Below are 15671 nucleotides of genomic sequence, written 5' to 3'. Positions count from 1 at the left end.
TTCAAGTCCTTTCTTGTAAAACTCTTAATCTTTTAAGTGCCGAGTGAACAGTTAATCTATGAAATGATAACAAATGGTTCCTGTAGATGACACCATAGATCCCATAAGGGGTTAACGATAGGTCGAGTAATTCTTCCCTATTTTCAATGTTGATAATCTCTGCGTGAATTCCCAATTTATTTGCCGCTTCGATTACATTGTCTGTCGCGATCTCAACAAATGGACACTGCTGTGTTCGGATTATCGTTAATTCGTAAAACCTGTTTAATCGCCCTTCCCAATCTTTCGGAAAATAGGGATCAGGTAAATTTCCAAACTTATAAACTAGTAATTCGAAACCATAAGGTGCTTGATCAACCTCGATAAAGTTATTTTTAATAAAAATGTCCTTACTAGGTGTCCAAGAAGTGTCAGGGTTTGTCACCACAATGACTCCAGCTTTGTTTTGTACCATCGCATCCTGAATACATTTTTCAATTAACTTTGTAGCGTAGCCTTTACCTGTTACCTGTACCCAAAGGCAGTGGATAACTAAATAATTTTCACCATAGACAACCCTTGAAGAATTCTCAATCGGTGTATATTCAATGAAACCTGCTGGCTGATCATTCTCCATAATTTTTATATACTTTAATCCTTCATTGAGTCTACCCTTTATCCAGTTGTTTTTGTTCTTGTAGCCTGTTGAATTTGGCTTACTTCGCAGACAATAACAACCTGCTTTATCCACATTCTCTTCGTTTATTTCTAGCAACGTTGCCAAGTGATATTCCTCCTACTGATCCACAATCACTAGCATATTAGATTCATCGAATTCCCACGATTCACCGTAGGCTACTTCCCAATAGTAGCCATCAAGGTCCGTGAAATAGCCTCCATAGCCACCCCAATCGGTCTTTTTGGGTGACTTTTGTATTTTCGCTCCCGCTAGCTCAGCCCTTTTTAATACCTCATCCACTTCGTCCATCGATTTTGCATTATACGCAAGAGTTATCCCTGGAAAGCCTGTTCCAATCTTAGGTGGATTTTCTTCATTAATATCCAGGGCCAACTCCTCGATTGGATAAAGTGCAATTCTCGTTCCTTCATTTCTGAAAAAGATAATGGCTGGATTCGATTCGGCACCTCTAATCGACGTATCGAATCCTAGCTTTTTGAAAAACTCGTGCGACTTTACAATGTCCTTCGTGCCAAGTGTGATAAGGTTTAGTCTGTTCATCTTCTTTCCTCCCCAAAAGTCTTTGATTATTTAATTCTCCAAATATATACAATCACCTTCTTTATTTTATAGGACATTCACCCATATGACTCAATATGAATATCCTAGAAAACATCTAATCTGTTTTATTTAGAAGGAGTGTTAAAAGTTGAATCGTTTTTATACACATTCCATTCAACCTGGGGATAGCCTTTGGCGGTTGGCGCAATCATATAAGACAACTGCTGAAGAAATTTTCGCTGCAAATCCTGGAATAAATCCTTATTATTTGCGGGTTGGAGAGCATATGAAGGTGCCCTATTCCCATTTTAAAAAGGGGCGTTGTATTAGCCAAGTTGAGGTCGATTATCGAAACGATATGCGAAGTCTTTGGGAGGAGCATGTGGCTTGGACAAGGATGGCGATTATTAGCCTTATTTTCAAGCTACCTGACATCGAATTTGTGCTTAAAAGGCTGCTAAGGAACGCTACAGATATGGGGAATATGGTTCGCAGATTATATGGCGTCGAAGCCGCGGCCACTTATGGCAATTTAATTAAAGAGCATCTGTTGCTTGCGGCAGACCTTGTCAAAGCAGCCTTAGCTGGTGACCAAAAGGCAGCCATGACTGCTGAAAAGAAGTGGTATAAAAATGCGGATGAGATTGCGAAGTTTTTAAGTACTGGAAATCCATATATATCTGAAGAGGATTTTAGAAAAATGTTCTATGAACACCTTGCCTTAACTAAACAGGAAGCCCTCTTTATGATCAATAAGGAGTTTCAAAAGGACATTGATGTGTATGACAAGATTGAAAAAGAAGCACGGGAGATGGCCGACACGATATCTGACGCTATGGTGCTGCTGTATCCGGATATGTTTTAAAGACGTGCGAATTTGTACGTCTTTTTTTCGTGTATTCATTATGTGAGCAAACTACATCATTCGTAAAAAAGCCGCTTTCCATTGAAGAAATGAACCTGTTTGTTGAACTAAATTTATCAACTCTCTCCTTGAAAAATATAAGGTGATGAGGAATTTAACAACCCTTCTACCCCATCTTTATAGTAAGGCATTAAATCATTAGCAATTTGTATATCCAGCCATTTTACCTCTGTGATTTCTTCATTCTCTTCAATTGGGATTTCTCCGTCAATAATTTTTGCTTTGAATGTAATAAAAAGGGCGTGATGTTCATGTTTTATAAAAAACGCCTCATTAACAGCAATTACATTCCCTACTTCGATTACTAAATTAGTTTCTTCTCTCGTTTCTCGAATAACTGCTTGCTCTAAAGTTTCCCCTTTTTCTACTGCCCCACCTGGTAGTGACCAACCACCGCCTTTGTTATTAACCATTAAAACTTTTTCTAATTTATCATCATAAATAAACGCATAAACAACATCCACTCTCTTCATAGCAAAGCCCTCTCTTATCAATTATTAACTTAATAATTGCCCATCATGTTTAACCATCCCGCCCAGTTCGTTCAAATTGACCTGACCTTACATCCACCCTTTTCCATGTTCACGAATGAATTTTATATCTTTTTGATAATGTTCAAGATGCCCTTCATCTATCATTTTTTGAAAAGCAATGTCACCTTCACTGGCTTTTCTTGTAATGGTTTTACATAACCCTTCCAAACGGAGCAATACCATTTCCAAATATTCTTCTTCTATTTCCTTACCGTAAGATTCAAAAAACAAGCTAACTCTTTGTTTTATACGGTTAGCATCCTTTAATGAATTATAATAAACTTTCTCACCTGTTTCAGAAAGATAAAACCTACTTAGAGGTATGCAAGTATAAAGAGTATAGGCTATGTCCCAAAGTCTAGGGCCTGGCCCAGCAACATCAAAATCAATAATACCTATTGGCCTTTCATGATTAAATATAATGTTGTATATTGCAAAATCATTATGGCATAGTACCTCAAATTGTTGTGGAGTGTTATCTATTGATTGCCAGCTATCATCAAATGAAAAATCGCTCACAGAATCATGATAAAGTCGAAGCATTTTCACTATTTCTATTAAAACGACATCGGACCACACGTATTCCTTTAAAGGATAATTACCAGCTTCTCCTTTAATAAAGGATAATATCTCTCTTTCTTTTTCATCAATCCCCAAAAACTTTGGTGCATAACTGAAACCCTTGTTCTCCAAATGCTTTAATAACTTATGAATATTGGGACTATCTGGCTTTAAGTCTCGACGCACAGTATCTCCCAAACGATAAACGTCAGAGACATTCCCTCCAGTTAGCATTTCTTCGTCTTCATAGTCTGACATCGAAATATCCCTCCCTAAAAATGACTTTCTATACACCGTAAAACAAATCCTTGAATAACTAATCTATTGCGTCCGTACAATAACTTCAACAAAAATAAGCGATAATCCTCCTTGGATCATCGCACACGTTATTTTAAGTATACTTTTCACTTAGTTGCTTTAGTAATTTTATAATTTTTATGATTGACTATGGTTGTAATAGGTTCGTCTTTTGTTTTATTGTATCCGCACTCAACAATAACAGAATTTTCTCTTACAACAGTAACCAGTCCTTCATAGCTTTTCCCGTCACGCTTAAATGAAATATTGTCCCCAATTTTAGCAGTTGCCATTTTATCACCTCTGAACTTATTATTTTCAGCAAAGATAAAAAAATGCAGGAACAATAAAAATACAAGCTGTATTTTTTGCGAAAAAAAAGAAGGAGTTGTCGAAGAAACCCTTTGTTTAACGAAAGGACCGTTTGTTTAAGTACATTTCTTAACAGTGTTTGAATTTAATGCAATCACCATTTTTATTCATCTTAGGAATCTGCCCTTTTTATACTAAGGCTTCAACTAAAAGTGCGTTAGTTCTTTTTGGATTAACACACTATATCTTTGATTTCAAAACGCTTCATACTATTTAGTAGTATTATATATTTCAGTCCCTATGTTCGGACTTTTCCGATGGTTAGTGGCCTGTTCAAAGGCATATGCTAACTTAATTAATTTCCCTTCACTATAGGCTGTTCCTGCAAAGGTAACTCCAAAAGGCTGACCATTGTACTTATAACCAGCAGGTATAGCAATGGATGGGTATCCTGCTTTCGCACTAATGGTTGAGCCTATGTAAGAAGGGAATAGAATTGAATCCAGATTGTATTTTTCCAATGCAAGGTCGATACCTTGGTCCTGGGAAAAATACAGGTCTTCCAATTTGTTTAGTAAATAATCGGAATTCCTTAATGTATTTGAAAAGAGGACTCTTTGTTCCAGTTTATCCTGTCCATATTTTAATGCCTTTTCTTTATTGGCTTGATTATACTGAATTAAATCCTTAATTGAATGAATAGGTAAGTTGGATGGGAGTTGTGAAAGAAAATTATCTAAACTGTGTTTCAATTCGTATAGGTTGACTCCCCAATTCCATTCTCTATGAAAAGAAGGTATTTCTATCTCTTCTATGATGGCCCCCTGATTTTTAATAACTTGTATAGCTTCTTGAAACAAGGCTGCATCGTACTCATCCGAATTGAGAAACTCATCGGATTTATTTTTAAATATGCCGACCCTCGCTCCTTTAAGTCCATCGGAATCAAGGAATATCGAATAGTCCTGTTCGATCCTTCCTTCACTTTTTAATGTCGCAGCATCTTTCTTATCAAGACCAGCCATAACCCCGAGCAAAAGGGCTGCATCTGTAACATTTCTTGCCATTGGTCCAGCAGTATCTTGAGAATATGTAAAAGGAATAATACCACTTCTGCTAATTAAACCTACAGTTGGTTTGATTCCTACTACTGAATTTTGTATAGCAGGACTAAGAATTGAGGCATCTGTTTCTGTACCTACGGATAAAACCGTAAAATTAGCAGCAACTGCCGCAGCAGAACCAGAACTAGACCCGCCCACAAAAAGGGTAGAATCACCATAAGGGTTTAGTACTTGCCCTCCTCTAGAGCTATACCCAGCCCACATTGTTGTAGACATTGCATTAGCTAATTCAGTCATATTCGTCTTACCTAAAATAACCGCACCTGCTTGACGGAGCTTTTCAACAAGAAATGCATCTTTTTCCGCAATATAATGTTCCAATGCAATCGTACCTGCACTTGTATGCATTGAATCCGAGGTTTCGATATTATCTTTTAGAAGGACAGGAATCCCGTGCAAAGGGCCTCTAATTCCCTTTGTACTTCTTTCATAATCAAGGGCTTCGGCTATAAAGATAGCATCAGGATTTATTTCAAGAACTGAATTTATTCCCGGTCCGTCCTGGTCATATTTCGCTATCCGATATAAATAATACATCACTAATTCTTTTGAAGTAACTACCCCATCCTCCATTGCAGTTTGAATCTCATTAATCGTTAATTCTTCTTTAAAAAACTCATTAAATTTAATTGTCATCATAATACCCCTTATTAAATTGCGAATTTACAACATATTAACGCTTTTAATCTTCCGTTCTAACTTAATAACTTCAACAAAAATAAGCGATAATCCTTCTTGGATCATCGCACCCGTCAGTAAAATGACATTAATAATTGATTTTATTTTAGGCTGTCGCCCTTTAACACTTCTTTCGCATTTTTACCGTTAGCAATGATCTTACCCCCAACGATAAGTTCCTTCACTTCTCCGCCTTCCAATGCGTAACTTGTAACACCATCACCTTGCGTAATAATGTCTCCTTTTACGGTCAAACTTTCAATTTTGCCACCTGATTTAATGCTTACAGCATTTGCCGCAAGTTCCGTGATGACGCCTTTGACTAAGGAATTGCCTATAGACCCATAGGTTGTAACATTTTCTTCAATCAGCATATTTCCAATAGGCTTACTGACTTGTATTCCAATAGAACCATCCCCATAGGTTGTGATGGATTTGAATTTAATATTTTCTACTGTACCGTCATATTGGTTAAACCCTCTCGCCCCTAATCCATATGTAATAATATCCTGCGCCAAGAAATCCTTTACTGTTCCAAAATTCACAAATCCGATGCCGCTTGGTCCATAAGATATGACCGGATGATGGCAGTTCCATTTTTCAACTTTTCCCCATGTATCCAGCACCATATCATTCACACCGTAAGTCACAATCTTGTCATGATGTTCAACTATTTTTGCTTCCACACCATATACAATGAATACTGCCGCGGTAATAATATTAGCTGTCCCATACGGCAGCATTCCATTTGAATAGACAGCCCCTGTGGTTAGTGCTTCTAAATTTACCTTGCCACCTTCATCGCCAAATCCACAAACAAAAATACCTGAGCCAATTACAGGTGCATTTTTAATGCCTATGGAGATATTTGTTAATTTGCAATCAATTTGACTGTTGGGATCTGAATTAAAATTATATACAGTCAGTGCTCCTTGGTACACATTCACGCCATACTTTTGAGGTTGCTCACTGTAATGTCTTGAATCGCAAGTGGTGATATGGATATTATCTCCATAAAGGTTAATTCTGTCCGTTCCTTGCCTAGAAATAATGGAAACTTGACCTGAAATTTGTAAATTTTCAAAGACAAGATCCCCCATATCTGGAATACCACATACTGTAAAAATGGCTCGGTTTGTTTGTTTTGTCATGATAGTTAGGTTTGAGATAGTATTGTTGCGAGTCACTCCAAAACCATCACTATTATTGAAGCTTACTATACTAGATTCAATATTTTTTCCAGTTAATTGATAACCTTCAGGTAAAGTGATTGAATGAGGGGAAAGAATGGATCCCTGTACTTCCAAAACTTGTGGCACATTTTCAGAAATAGCATCTAATAGTCCTAATAATGTAGTTATTCTTGTTTTTTTCATTTTTAAAATTCACCCTTAAAATTGTTCTACTTATCATAAAGTTATGTTGACCAATTTTTAGAGTGGTATCCTTACTTTAAAATCACCATCAATATTTACACCATTTATTTGCTAATTATTTCGTTCCAAATCTTTGAGCCGATCGAATGCGAGCACGCTCGGCCTCTACCTCACGATTACGAGGCTCTGCACTGGTTTCCAGCGAGTTCAATAAGTTTTTCGTAACCATAGCGATTTCATTGATCGCTTGATTAAATGCCTCTTCGTTAATCTTTGATGGTTTGTTAAATCCTGTTATCTTTTTAACGTACTGTACAGATGCTGCATGAATCTCTTCATCAGTAGCTACTGGATCGAAATTAAATAAAGTTCGAATGTTTCTACACATAAGGTACTCCCCTTTGTTTTTATAATAAATAAAAATTCATGTAAGATACTTTGATAGTACCACAACATTGCTTTCCCACTAAAGGAGCTTCGACAAAATAAACACTTGATAAACCTAATAATCATGAGGTAAGATATTTACACTAAGACACGAGAGGGTGACCATAGGGCGATGATCTACTAATCCCGGTTTCATACGTACATTCGTAAATTACGAAGTCATTTTTGAATGGGATTAGTGTATACCTTTATAGGTAAAAGAAGATCGTTGAAATAGTACATGTGTGTGCTATGTCTTTTCCTGTGGATTTTTAGGATTCCCATCCAACTATGACGGATGGGAATTTTTGTGTGGTTTTACGTTTAATCTACATTTAGAAATGAGGAATATGATGTCAACTCTATTTAAAAATCGCTTTGTTCAAGCGATCTTCCTTTCCGCCCTCTTTCTCCAAGTCGGGATTTGGATTCGGAATTTTGCTGTTCTTTTATTCGTAATGGAAAAAACAAATGGAGATGCCTTTGCCGTTTCAATGATTTCAGTTGCAGAGTTTGCACCTATTTTCATCTTCTCCTTTATTGGCGGAACCTTCGCCGATCGCTGGCGGCCAAAACGAACCATGATTTGGTGCGATATATTAAGTGCTGTATCAGTGTTTGCGGTATTAATTACGCTTGTAATTGGTTCGTGGAAAATTATCTTTTTTGCCACTCTCATTTCGGCTATTTTATCACAATTTTCACAGCCTTCTGGGATGAAATTATTCAAAATGCATCTAGACGAAGAACTCATCCAACAAGCTATGTCTATTTACCAAACGATTTTCGCCGTGTTCATGGTGTTTGGACCAGTGCTCGGAACTTTTGTGTTCCAGCAATTTGGGATTGATGTCTCTATTGCAATTACCGGAGTCGCGTTCTTACTCTCTGCGGCAATGCTCGCATTTATTCCTGCTGACCACTCTATGGAAAAGGAAAAAAAAGGGTCTACTTTACTTGAAGAAATGAAAAGTGGAATTCGGTATGTTCTTGCGAAAAAGGAACTTAAGTTGCTTGGCCTTTGTTTCATGGCAGCCGGTCTTGCTATTGGCTTAATTCAACCACTAACGATTTTTCTTGTTACAGAACGTTTAGTATTAGCGAAAGAGAATTTACAATGGCTGTTAATGGCTAACGGAATCGGAATGATTCTTGGTGGCGCGGTTTCAGTACTGTTTTCAAAAGCAGTACCTCCACAAAGGCTGTTAATGATAGGCATGTTAGCCAGTGCCATTGGTATGAGTGTCGTTGGCTTTTCAACTAATTTATCGCTTACGCTAGGAGCTGAATTCTTTAACGGACTTTTTTTCCCTTGTATTCAAATTGGGATTAATACAATGATTCTTCAAAATACAAAGGCAGAATTTATCGGAAGAGTGAACGGCACACTCAGTCCGTTATTCACAGGCTCCATGGTATTAACGATGAGCCTTGCAGGTATTTTAAAGGAGTCATTTTCAATCGTTATTATGTTCGAAATAGCAGCCATATTATTTGTTTTCGGTATGCTCGCTATTTTACCAATATACAATTTAAAAGCCCCAAAACAGGGTGGACCAATGTTAGCTAAAGAATAGAACAAGCAAAAGGACAGAGCTTTTAAGTGATCTGTCCTTTTTTGCACTTACTTTGAATTAGTTGCTCCAAATTATTTTTCAACAACTAAAACAATGACTACGCTTGAAGCAGTTTTATAATTCCAACTTGAACTAATGTTATAGGTATAAGTTCCTTCTTCATTTGGTGCTAAAAAATGATATCCGGACAATTCTTCTTCACTTGTAAACTCACCATCTGTCCACTGTTTCAAAAGTATTTTTTCAGGTTCATCTACATAATGTAACTCTATTTTGGTATTAGGTTTGACCTTCTGTACTTCGACATCTTTATAGACTGATGGAATTTCGTTTTTATCTACGTCTGTTTCATTAGCTACGTAACCAATGTAGCCTATTTCTTTGCCATCTATACTTATTCTAGGGGATATCACTATCTCTTCAGAACTGCATCCTGACAACAAAACACTAAATATAAGGAATAGTGCAATGTAATAATGGGTTTTGATACTATCAACCCCTTTGGAACAAAATTTATTAATTTACGGTCTTCATAAAAGCGAATGTTTTTCAAATAATTTCAGCCAATTCCACTATTCTGTTTCATTGAATAACTTCAACAAAAAGGTGCATTAATCCTTCTTGGATCAACACACCTTATAGCATAGAAACAGTATTAATCAAATGGAAATTCATATCCGACATAATTAAATACATTGGTAAACCCTATGCTTTCTGCAACTGTAACAGAAGGCTTATTGGATTCCATGCAATCCCAATATGGAATCATATCATGATCCAAACATTCTTTCACAAAGCTGTGAGCGAGCCTTTGTGCTAATTTTCTCCCTCGGTATGCCTCCAAAGTTTCGATATCGATACAATGTACATTTTCAACAACAAACCCGGAAAAACAAATACTAATTATTTTTTTGTTGTAAACAATACAGTATCCTATTCCCTTGCTAAAAAAACGATCAGCCCCAGACCAAAACTCTAAAATTTTGGAGCGCAAAAATTCAATGTTATCAATTGAGTTATTATTACTTTCATAGAAAGATTTACTAATTTTATTAACAGCATATCCTTGTTCAATAGCAGGCTCATTCTTAGCTTTATAGTCCTCTTTTTGTAGCGTATAAACTCTCTGGTTCCAGCTTCCTAATTTACGATGTTCAAACATTTTTTCTATAACCTTATTCCATTTCGGGTGATTCCCCATTCCTTCAAACCAATTTAAACCAACTATTTTTGCATCTGGTTTGATGATGGTAACTATAAAATGATTGATATAGTTATTAAATTCCTCATTTTTTTCATTTCCAATAAAAACAAATCCATCATTATTACCTAGCCATAGAAGTCCAGAATTAGGAGAAGTGATATTATCTACAAAAATACGACCAGGATTAATGCCTTCAACTACAGCTTTAACTTCTAATTGTCCGTGCTGATTTATTAAACTTTTACATCTATAAAAATCTTTCTTATTTAGTTCAGAAATCATTGAATGTCTCCTCTCACTTTATGCAACTGGATATAAACATTGAAGCATCTTGATTCATGAAAATACGATTTCCATGAAAGAACGTCTTAATTTCTACTGATTTGAATCCAACTTCGGATAATCTTTTTTTCAATTCATCATGCGAAAAACCATTATGAACTTTTGGATGACTGATTTTATCGTTTTTGTCAAAATCAACAATAATTAGCTTGCCACCATGATTTAAAATAGTGAACAATTCCTGTAAAATTTTATGACTATCGGGAATATGTAGAAGGACTAGTGACAGTAAAACGATGTCTACCTTAAGTTCAGGAGTTTCTTGAGTAAAATCGGAATAAAGTACTTTTGAGTTCGTAATTCCTTTATGAGAAATTTTTGCTTCCGCAACCTCCAACATCTGTTTTGATGAGTCTACCAACAAAATAGAATCTACCAAATCCGATAATTCTAAACTAACTAGACCAGTCCCGCTCCCATAGTCGATTAAAGATTTTGTTTTACTATTTTGTAACTCCGGTCTTACTTCCTTAACTATAACTTTAGCTAATTCAATTCTTTCTTCTGTATCATATCTTTTTGCCATCTGCTCAAAAACGTTATTTTCCATTTTTACTCCTTCAATTATTAAAAATTAATGCAGTGATTATCTTTTATTTGTGGTATTGCGACGTTCAATATGTATTGAAATTGAATAAGAAATGATTAAAATTACCCCTATTAGGAAAGCAATAAAGAAGCCCAGCATGCCTTGAAGACTGACCCACCCAATTGTAAATGTAAGAAAAAATAATACGTAACAAAAACCAACCAGAATGATAGCTACAGGAACGTTATACGGAAATAATCGTTTCCAACCTATTGCTAAAAAAGCGGAAATAATAAGTATGGCAATTGAAATAATAATATGCAGTGATCCCCACCGGAACCCCGCTCGAGACTGTGCTGCTTCACCAATGGCAGGTGTAGTATATAGGTCATATAGTGTGATGTATGCAGTAATGATTGCGATCAATACAACTAATATAAAAATAGTCCAGTTAATTGCTCTCAGGTTCTTTTTATTCTTCATCTAATATCCCCCAAAGTTTAACAAATTCTTCATTTAGAAAAAGGGAATGGATATCCCAACCTACATTATTGAGCATTACTTATAATTGTCACATCCGATTTTATAAAAAACACCGATTCTTACCTATTTCCAAACTTACCAAAAGGAATAATCGATTTACATATAACTTCAACAAAAAAGGTACTTCTCCTTCTTCAAGAAAGGTACCCGATTATTTAAATAGATGCTTCACTAACTAGTTAACCCTACCCCATTTGTTGAATAGGGAATTCAACTAAAAAGTGTTACCTTCAATGGGTCAGCATATCAGTTATGTATTATTCTATTTATATTTTAAGAACAATCTTACCCTTTGTACGTCCACTCTCAATGTGCTGGTGAGCCTTTACAATCTGTTCCAAAGGGAAGCATTTCTCAATAACGGGTCTTAATTTTTCTTCTTCCACAAGACTACATAAAAAATCCAGATCTCTATTATTTGGTTTCGCAAAATGAATCTTTGCCTTCTTGCGACCTATTATTGAACTTATCATTAATTGAACCGGGTGGTATTTAGGGTAAAATAGATGTTCTGTAATATAAACTCCCTTCTCGGTTAAAGAGCGTAAACAACTGAAAAAAGTCCGCTTCCCAACTGCATCCAGAATAACATCGTACTTATTTCCATTATCCGCGAAATCTCCCTTGGTATAATCAAGAACGTGATGGGCCCCAAGTTCCTTAACCCAAGCAAGATTGGGGGTACTACAAACAGCCGTTACCTCAGCCCCAAAGTATTTTGCAAGTTGAACAGCAAAGTGCCCTACCCCGCCTGAAGCGCCATATATTAAGACTCTTTGTCCTTCCTTTACCTGTGCTACATCTCGCAATGCTTGTAGCGCAGTTTGGGCAGCACATGGTATAGCTGCAGCCTCCTCAAAAGTTACGTTTTTCGGCTTATGACTCAGGAAATTCTCACTTGGTGATACATATTCAGAATGGGATCCGAAACAACTCCCGAAAACATGATCACCTACTTTAAATCTGTGTACGTTTTTACCGACAGCCTCAATCGTACCCGCAACATCTATACCCAGTATGGAATTTTTAGGTTTTGTTAGTCCATTATCTAATCTTGTGGGCAAATAGCCCTTTCGATACAAATAGTCTAAAGCATTGACCGACGCACTGTGCACTCTAATCAGTACTCTATTATCATCTTTGATGGATGGCTGTTCGACTTCCTTTATCTCCATTACCTCAGGGGGACCATAAGTTTTATAAATAGCTGCTCTCACCCGGATTACCTCCTTATAATTTTTTTTACCTTTGGGTTAGAACTTGTCATCTCATGTTAATCTTTGCTTTTTCGAATAAAAAAGGGAGATACATTCAGGCACCAGCTGGAAAATAAGCTTTTGTATTTATTTTTAATATTGAAATTAGAACATGATAATATGGTTATTTCTATATATTCTTCTAATTAATTTTTATATCCTTCTGTACATATTTTTATGTTGAAGGAGGAGCTTTTTATAGTTCAGTCATCAACGAATGGAGCTAAACTTGATTATTAGATTCATATATTGCAAAAAACAGACATATTCAAAATCAAAGAAGACAAATAAAGCCGTCAATTCACTAAAAACTTCAAAACGAAATTCTTTTTAACTGCTTTTTATCAAGCTTGCCTAAAGGTGTGTAAGGCAGATGTTCCAGTATCGTGATTTCTTTTGGTAGTTGAAATTTTGCCAACCTTGGACGCAGCCACTCTAGCAATTCTTTTTCTGTTAATTTAGCATTTTTTTCAGGGACAATAAATGTTTTTAAGCGTTGACCAAATTGGTCATCGGCGATTCCGATAACCGCAACGTCTAGAATTTGCGGGTGCTGGATTAAGACTTGTTCAACCTCAATAGGGTATACGTTTTCCCCACCTGAAATGACCATATCATCCATCCTCCCACATAAAAAATAATAGCCATATTCGTCCTGATAGCCCGCATCGCCCGTTTCAATCCAAGTATCCTTTCGAACGGACCAGTCATTTTTCATGCAAAGCTGACCGACGGTGCCTGGAGTAACTTCATTTTTATTAGGATCTAAAATACTAATTTTGAGACCAGTAATCTTTTTACCAATGGTTGTTGGCGAATATATTAAGTCCTGTGGGGTCGCAATGAAATTCAAACCTGTTTCTGATGTTCCATACAGGTTGTTAAGGACAGGGCCTAGTTTTTGAAACGACTCCTCGACAAGCTTTGTTGGAAGTTTCGCCCCACCTGATGCGATACATTTGAGCGTTTTTATATATTTGTGGTTCGTTTGCAACATTTTTTGGAGCATTAATGGGACAACGGTGACAACCTCGATTTGATGTTGATGAATGAGTTCGCAAGCTTTTTTCGCATTGAAACCATTTGTGATCACAACCTTTTTCCCTAATGGAATGAATAAAAGCATAACGGCAATCCCATACCCATGATAAATCGGAGTTGCAATATATGCATTTTGATAATCTAAAATCCGCAATCGTTTGATAAATGAAATAAATGGATTTAAATAATGAAAAAGTGACGGTTTATGTGCCGCATCTTTAGACATACCTGTTGTCCCGCTGGTTTGCAGGACGAGTTTACCTGTTGTCATACGTGGCAAGGTTACTTGATTTTCGTTTGATTTCAGGAAATTGCTGATAGATGGCAAGTCCTGATGATAGCTCAAAATCTTTTGTTGGGAATAGTTTTGAATGATGGAGCATAATTCGGCATCATTGATAATGAGATCGAATTTGTGTCGCTCGTTGAAAGCGTCGAACTGTTGCTTGCTAATTTCTGTGTTTAAAAGATAGAGGTCTGCCCCCACCCTAGACAAGGCAAATATTGTTTGTACGAGTGAAGCGTGATTTCTGCACAAAATTCCTACTTTCATTCCGCTTTGGAGTTGGGCTGTTTTCACTAAAGATTGCGCAAGCTTTGTTGACTGTTCTAGCAACTGTTTATAGGTAAGTGATTCCTCATCGTCCACGAGGGCAACTTGGTTGGCATACTTTTTTTCTGCAAAATGTAAGAGTGTCATCAAATTGATTCCGCATGACCGAACGGAAATAAATAAGCGGTACAAACCGATTGGGGAAAGCAGTTTTATTTTATATAAAACATAGAAAAGCTTAATTAATTTCATTTTTGCTTCCCCTTCTTTGAAAAATCTCCTAAATTTGTTAGAAAAACCGATGCCAGCTGTCCAAAGAGCAGCCACCAAGGTTGGTATTTTTTCTTACGGGTGTACAATGATTTGCAGATGATTTTTGCGGCATATTGTGATGACATTGCGGGCACGTTACGGTATCCAGCCGTTGGTTGAATCATCGGTGTTCGAACTAAAGGTAGGTAAATGGAAGTTGTTGCGACCTTCCTCAATTCTGGCGAAACCGATCTTAGCCAAACATCAAATGCTGATTTGGATGCTTGATAGGCTGCGAAATAAGGAACTGGCGCTAATCTGGCGTTAATGGTCGACACATTGATAATCCGTCCCTGGCTTTTTTGAAGCAATGGAATGATAGATAATAATATTTTAACAGGCGCAAAATAGTTTATCGCCATCGTCCTTGTGAAGTCATGATATCGGTCAAGAGATTCATAGATGGACCGCCTTATCGAAAGACCGGCGTTGTTGATGAAGATATCTAATTTTGGCTGGTTATGTAAAAAGGCTAGAAGGTTGTTGAGCTCATCCTCTATTCTAAGATCTACCTGAAAAATGCTTACTTTAGCGGTTTGCTGTTCAATTTCATTTTTGATCGTTTCGAGCAGTTCCCCTCTTCGCGCGACAAGGATAAGATGACAATTAATGCCAGCCAGTTGATAGGCTACTTCTTTGCCAATCCCCGAACTTGCCCCAGTGATGAGGATTGTTTTTCCGGAGAGTTTGGGGTGGAGTTTTGTTTTATTTAGAGATGTGGGTAAAAATAAAAGTGATTCTAGCAATCTTCGCATGCGGGCACCTTTTTCTTAAGTGATCTTTGGAATAGAGCTGGGATGAAGGACTTTCCGGGAAACCGGACTGCTTGTTCGGGTCTTCATCGTTCTTATGAAGAACTTTCC

The 15671-nt window shown here is 36.8% G+C and carries 17 protein-coding genes; 2 read left to right on the top strand and 15 right to left on the bottom strand.

All coding sequences use genetic code 11. From position 1 onward, the window contains the following. Nucleotide 1: 1 nt before the first annotated feature. Both V7147_RS13275 and V7147_RS13270 read right to left on the bottom strand, forming a co-directional pair. Entirely contained in the window at nucleotides 2–763 is a 762-nt protein-coding gene (locus V7147_RS13275; protein ID WP_335368332.1) for a GNAT family N-acetyltransferase, read from the bottom strand. Nucleotides 764–775: 12 nt separating this feature from the next. After that, nucleotides 776–1219: a VOC family protein gene (locus V7147_RS13270; RefSeq protein ID WP_335368331.1), complete on the bottom strand. Its 444-nt coding sequence runs from the start codon at nucleotides 1217–1219 to the stop codon at nucleotides 776–778. Nucleotides 1220–1505: 286 nt separating this feature from the next. Between V7147_RS13270 and V7147_RS13265 the strand changes: the two genes are divergently transcribed. Further along, entirely contained in the window at nucleotides 1506–2084 is a 579-nt protein-coding gene (locus V7147_RS13265) for a hypothetical protein (protein ID WP_438824589.1), read from the top strand. Between the two features lie 116 nt (nucleotides 2085–2200). Here V7147_RS13265 and V7147_RS13260 read toward each other — a convergent pair whose 3' ends face one another. From V7147_RS13260 to V7147_RS13235, 6 genes are all read right to left on the bottom strand, one after another. After that, complete coding sequence (locus V7147_RS13260; protein WP_335368329.1) at nucleotides 2201–2617, bottom strand: NUDIX hydrolase; 417 nt, start codon at nucleotides 2615–2617, stop codon at nucleotides 2201–2203. 87 nt (nucleotides 2618–2704) lie between these two features. Further along, nucleotides 2705–3496 (bottom strand): phosphotransferase, encoded by a 792-nt coding sequence (locus tag V7147_RS13255; protein WP_335368328.1) that lies wholly within the window; start codon nucleotides 3494–3496, stop codon nucleotides 2705–2707. A gap of 146 nt (nucleotides 3497–3642) precedes the next feature. Beyond that, complete coding sequence (locus tag V7147_RS13250) at nucleotides 3643–3828, bottom strand: DUF2187 family protein (RefSeq protein WP_335368327.1); 186 nt, start codon at nucleotides 3826–3828, stop codon at nucleotides 3643–3645. 288 nt (nucleotides 3829–4116) lie between these two features. Beyond that, the gene (locus V7147_RS13245; RefSeq protein WP_335368326.1) at nucleotides 4117–5607 is read right to left on the bottom strand and encodes an amidase family protein; all 1491 of its coding nucleotides are present in this window, start codon (nucleotides 5605–5607) and stop codon (nucleotides 4117–4119) included. Nucleotides 5608–5750: 143 nt separating this feature from the next. Then, nucleotides 5751–7025, bottom strand: a complete 1275-nt coding sequence (locus V7147_RS13240) for a hypothetical protein (RefSeq protein ID WP_335368325.1) — start codon at nucleotides 7023–7025, stop codon at nucleotides 5751–5753. 115 nt (nucleotides 7026–7140) lie between these two features. After that, complete coding sequence (locus tag V7147_RS13235) at nucleotides 7141–7413, bottom strand: DUF2277 domain-containing protein (RefSeq protein ID WP_335368324.1); 273 nt, start codon at nucleotides 7411–7413, stop codon at nucleotides 7141–7143. Nucleotides 7414–7804: 391 nt separating this feature from the next. Here V7147_RS13235 and V7147_RS13230 point away from each other — a divergent pair, with 391 nt between their 5' ends. After that, nucleotides 7805–9028, top strand: coding sequence for an MFS transporter (locus V7147_RS13230; RefSeq protein WP_438824588.1), 1224 nt, complete (start codon nucleotides 7805–7807; stop codon nucleotides 9026–9028). A 71-nt stretch (nucleotides 9029–9099) separates the two neighbouring features. On the opposite strand, the gene V7147_RS13225 is transcribed toward V7147_RS13230, so the two are convergent. From V7147_RS13225 to V7147_RS13195, 7 genes are all read right to left on the bottom strand, one after another. Beyond that, on the bottom strand, nucleotides 9100–9441 hold the full coding sequence (locus V7147_RS13225) for a hypothetical protein (RefSeq protein WP_335368323.1): 342 nt from the start codon (nucleotides 9439–9441) through the stop codon (nucleotides 9100–9102). A 242-nt stretch (nucleotides 9442–9683) separates the two neighbouring features. After that, a complete protein-coding gene (locus V7147_RS13220) occupies nucleotides 9684–10514 on the bottom strand; it encodes a GNAT family N-acetyltransferase (RefSeq protein ID WP_335368322.1) in 831 nt (276 codons plus the stop codon). A gap of 13 nt (nucleotides 10515–10527) precedes the next feature. After that, a complete protein-coding gene (locus V7147_RS13215; protein ID WP_335368321.1) occupies nucleotides 10528–11124 on the bottom strand; it encodes a class I SAM-dependent methyltransferase in 597 nt (198 codons plus the stop codon). A gap of 36 nt (nucleotides 11125–11160) precedes the next feature. Then, on the bottom strand, nucleotides 11161–11586 hold the full coding sequence (locus tag V7147_RS13210; protein WP_335368320.1) for an RND transporter: 426 nt from the start codon (nucleotides 11584–11586) through the stop codon (nucleotides 11161–11163). A gap of 326 nt (nucleotides 11587–11912) precedes the next feature. Continuing rightward, nucleotides 11913–12863: an NAD(P)-dependent alcohol dehydrogenase gene (locus V7147_RS13205; protein WP_335368319.1), complete on the bottom strand. Its 951-nt coding sequence runs from the start codon at nucleotides 12861–12863 to the stop codon at nucleotides 11913–11915. Between the two features lie 352 nt (nucleotides 12864–13215). After that, nucleotides 13216–14748, bottom strand: a complete 1533-nt coding sequence (locus V7147_RS13200) for an AMP-binding protein (RefSeq protein ID WP_335368318.1) — start codon at nucleotides 14746–14748, stop codon at nucleotides 13216–13218. Continuing rightward, nucleotides 14745–15563: an SDR family NAD(P)-dependent oxidoreductase gene (locus tag V7147_RS13195; protein ID WP_335368317.1), complete on the bottom strand. Its 819-nt coding sequence runs from the start codon at nucleotides 15561–15563 to the stop codon at nucleotides 14745–14747. Before V7147_RS13195 ends, V7147_RS13200 begins: the two co-directional genes overlap by 4 nt. Nucleotides 15564–15671: the final 108 nt, after the last annotated feature.

This window comes from Bacillus sp. JJ1521 (assembly GCF_036965165.1).
Classification (GTDB): Bacteria; Bacillota; Bacilli; order Bacillales; family Bacillaceae_L; genus Ferdinandcohnia.
Note: the sequence above shows the minus strand (reverse complement) of the source record. Positions and strands in the feature narration are given on the sequence as shown.

Bases quoted from the DNA above. Each gene is read 5' to 3' on its own strand.
- V7147_RS13215 (WP_335368321.1), bottom strand. From the start codon at position 11,124: ATGGAAAATAACGTTTTTGAGCAGATGGCAAAAAGATATGATACAGAA.
- V7147_RS13210 (WP_335368320.1), bottom strand. From the start codon at position 11,586: ATGAAGAATAAAAAGAACCTGAGAGCAATTAACTGGACTATTTTTATA.
- V7147_RS13250 (WP_335368327.1), bottom strand. From the start codon at position 3,828: ATGGCAACTGCTAAAATTGGGGACAATATTTCATTTAAGCGTGACGGG.
- V7147_RS13200 (WP_335368318.1), bottom strand. From the start codon at position 14,748: ATGAAATTAATTAAGCTTTTCTATGTTTTATATAAAATAAAACTGCTT.
- V7147_RS13255 (WP_335368328.1), bottom strand. From the start codon at position 3,496: ATGTCAGACTATGAAGACGAAGAAATGCTAACTGGAGGGAATGTCTCT.
- V7147_RS13235 (WP_335368324.1), bottom strand. From the start codon at position 7,413: ATGTGTAGAAACATTCGAACTTTATTTAATTTCGATCCAGTAGCTACT.
- V7147_RS13245 (WP_335368326.1), bottom strand. From the start codon at position 5,607: ATGACAATTAAATTTAATGAGTTTTTTAAAGAAGAATTAACGATTAAT.
- V7147_RS13265 (WP_438824589.1), top strand. From the start codon at position 1,506: ATGAAGGTGCCCTATTCCCATTTTAAAAAGGGGCGTTGTATTAGCCAA.
- V7147_RS13260 (WP_335368329.1), bottom strand. From the start codon at position 2,617: ATGAAGAGAGTGGATGTTGTTTATGCGTTTATTTATGATGATAAATTA.
- V7147_RS13270 (WP_335368331.1), bottom strand. From the start codon at position 1,219: ATGAACAGACTAAACCTTATCACACTTGGCACGAAGGACATTGTAAAG.
- V7147_RS13240 (WP_335368325.1), bottom strand. From the start codon at position 7,025: ATGAAAAAAACAAGAATAACTACATTATTAGGACTATTAGATGCTATT.
- V7147_RS13195 (WP_335368317.1), bottom strand. From the start codon at position 15,563: ATGCGAAGATTGCTAGAATCACTTTTATTTTTACCCACATCTCTAAAT.
- V7147_RS13220 (WP_335368322.1), bottom strand. From the start codon at position 10,514: ATGATTTCTGAACTAAATAAGAAAGATTTTTATAGATGTAAAAGTTTA.
- V7147_RS13230 (WP_438824588.1), top strand. From the start codon at position 7,805: ATGTCAACTCTATTTAAAAATCGCTTTGTTCAAGCGATCTTCCTTTCC.